At 71.6% G+C, this 2,596-nt stretch carries 3 protein-coding genes; 1 reads left to right on the top strand and 2 read right to left on the bottom strand.

Translation table 11 applies throughout. From position 1 onward, the window contains the following. The first annotated feature begins 481 nt into the window (after positions 1-481). A complete protein-coding gene (locus KBB57_RS20095) occupies positions 482-1,795 on the top strand; it encodes a hypothetical protein (RefSeq protein WP_290754201.1) in 1,314 nt (437 codons plus the stop codon). Between the two features lie 302 nt (positions 1,796-2,097). Here KBB57_RS20095 and KBB57_RS20090 read toward each other — a convergent pair whose 3' ends face one another. Together KBB57_RS20090 and KBB57_RS20085 are read right to left on the bottom strand one after the other, a co-directional pair. After that, positions 2,098-2,334 carry a hypothetical protein gene (locus KBB57_RS20090; RefSeq protein ID WP_290754198.1) on the bottom strand — a complete coding sequence of 79 codons (237 nt, stop codon included), beginning with the start codon at positions 2,332-2,334 and terminating at the stop codon, positions 2,098-2,100. Between the two features lie 36 nt (positions 2,335-2,370). After that, on the bottom strand, positions 2,371-2,596 hold a 226-nt coding region (locus KBB57_RS20085), incomplete at its 5' end, for a hypothetical protein (protein WP_290754196.1).

Below are 2,596 nucleotides of genomic sequence, written 5' to 3'. Positions count from 1 at the left end.
TCGCCCACCGCCGAACCTTTCTTCTCCTTCCGCACCCTTGCGCTCCGACCCGTCCGGCCCACCGGACACTCCCGTCCGGCCCGTCCGCCCGCCGCCCACTCCCGGACACGCGCCCCCTGCGATTTCGACCGCTTGGCCGCGGCAACCGCGGTTCGACCCTGCTCCGATCGGGTCGTCACGACCATGACGTGGGCGCCCGTCCGGTCACCGCCCACTCCCGGACACGCGCCCCCCTGCGATCTCGCCCGCTTGGCCGCGGCAACCGCGTTTCGACCCTGCTCCGATCAGGTCGTCACGACCATGACGTGGGGTCGTCACGACCATGACGTGGGCGTCACGACCATGACGTGGGCGTCGCTGAGTGTGACCGGCCCTGCTTCGGGGCGGCGCCATGAGATCAAGGAGTACGCGCGGTCGAGCAGCGCCGCTCCGAACACGGCGCATCCACCGACCCGTGGTATCAAAGGCGTGGGAGACCGTCATGCCGATGCTCGAGGTGCTGCAGCAGGTTGCCTGGCGCGCGCCGACCCTGGCCTCGTTCGAGGCGTTGTCCGCGGAGATCGATGCTCGTTTCGGTCCCCCGAGCGTCCGCGATCTCTCGGCTGGCAACTTCGTGCGCGCGGTGCCACGGCATCGCCTGGGCGCGGCGGCTGCGGTGTTGTTGCTCGGCGCAGGGAACTCAGGCTGCGGCGACAACGACCTGTGCCAGGGCGGCCGCGGGCGATGCATCCTGGCCAACGCGCAGATCGCGGACCAGGCCAGGAGTGTCTTGTCCTGGTATGACACTGGCCTCGACGTCGACTGTGGCTGGAAGAACCTCGGCGACGAGTATCGGTGCCTGCCCGCTGGGGCTGTCGCCAGCTGCGACGATCCCGCGAGCGGCGACTTCATGCGCGCCGTGCCACGGCAGCGGCCTGGCGCCAGCGGAAGGGGCGGGCAGTTCGAGTTGATCACGGATGACGGTGGAGTCGTGCCGTTCGGCGGCTGGTGGGAGGGTCGACCGGTCACGCCGTACGTGCCGTCCGGCAACGCGCTGCCGACGCAGTGGCTGCCGTGGCGGCATGTGGAGGGGCCCAGCCTCGAGCCGTGGGCGTTCGCCGACGCGGCCTGCACCGTCGGCATGTTCGGTCACTTCCCGTCTGAGTCGCGCTGCCGGATCGACGCGGTGATCGCCCGCAGGTTCTTCGAAGGCGCGGAGTTCCTGTCGAGGCAACTCGTCGATCCATGGGAGTCGGTTGGCCCGGTGTATGCGATCATCGACGGACGCTGTCAGGTGGCGACGGAGTTCGAGGGCATGGACTTCTACCAGCTGGCAACCAGCGAGAGCTGGCCATCCGCGCCGCTGCCGGTGCCCGGCGACGAGGCGGGCCGGGTCCGCACGAGTCGCTTCGAGCTCGATGACGTGGCGATCGCGACCCCGGGCATGACCTTCGAGGAAGCCGGCACCGGTCGGCCGTGTTCGCGGCAGGGCCCTGGGGACGGCCGCCTGTTCTGTGCTCCGAGCGAGTGGGCGGAGCCGCGATTCCACGATCCGGCCTGCACCGGGATCGACGCCGCCATCATCCCGGCGACGGTGGTCGAGGGCGTCGGGCTGTTCGCCGTCCTCGGCAAGTCCGACGAGTTCTGGGAGGTGGACACCACCGAGCCGGTCGCGCGCGGCGGCTACCGGTGGCGAAACGAACGGTGCCTCTGGGACACGGCGCTCGAGGTCTACGCCATCCGCCGCACTGTCGGCTGGGACGGCCTGGTCGAGTTGCGCACCGAGCGCATCCCGCTCTCGTTGGCCGCCGATTGACCTTCGGCCAGCGACCCGGGCCACGTCTTGCTGGCGCATGCGCTCAGCGAAGCTGGGATCGTTCGGCCATGGCGCCCACGGCTTCAGTTACACGCCGGCGAGAGCGGTCGTTCACAGGCGGCCGGCGGTGGCGCTCCCGACGTGCAGATCTCGTCGTCTGACTTCGCGAAGATGCGGCGAAACACTCGCGGTAGTCGCCTACCGTCGCCGTGCAAGCCGGCGGGGGGCGCCTCGTCGCAGGTCTCACTGGCCGGGATGCCCCACTGAAAGAACGCGGCTGCACCGCGTTTGTCGGCGTCCTGCTAGCCGCAGCCCTTTGGGCCGCAGCCGCCGGTGCCGCACGAGGCGGCGGGGGCGTCGTCGAGCTGGAGGCCGCAGTCGGAGCAGGCGCCGGCGACGAGGGGGGCGGCGGTGCCGCAGGCGGGGCAGGGTAGGTCGTCGCCGGTGGTGGGCGCGGGGCGGGCGGTCACGGGCGCGACGCCCTCGCGGGCGAGGGCCGAGCTCCACTCGCTGCGCAGCACGGCCGCGACCCGGGCCACGTCGTCCTCCTCGACCAGGAGGTGTGCCTTGACGCCTCAACCACGGCCGGGCGCGGGCGCCGCGGCCATGGCCGGGATGCCGGCGCCGAGGCACTTGTCGCGCACTTCCTTGATGTACGCGAGCGAGCCGGCCAGGCACGGCACGAGGGGCAGGCCGTCGAGCTCGCGCTCGGCGGCGGACACGGTCAGCGGCTCCGCTTCGTACATGGCGGAGCGAGGGTAGCGCGGCGGCGGCGGCGAGGCGAGGTGGATCGGGGCGGGC

Source organism: Amaricoccus sp. (genome assembly GCF_017993425.1).
In the GTDB taxonomy this organism is placed as follows: Bacteria; Pseudomonadota; Alphaproteobacteria; order Rhodobacterales; family Rhodobacteraceae; genus Amaricoccus.
Note: the sequence above shows the minus strand (reverse complement) of the source record. Positions and strands in the feature narration are given on the sequence as shown.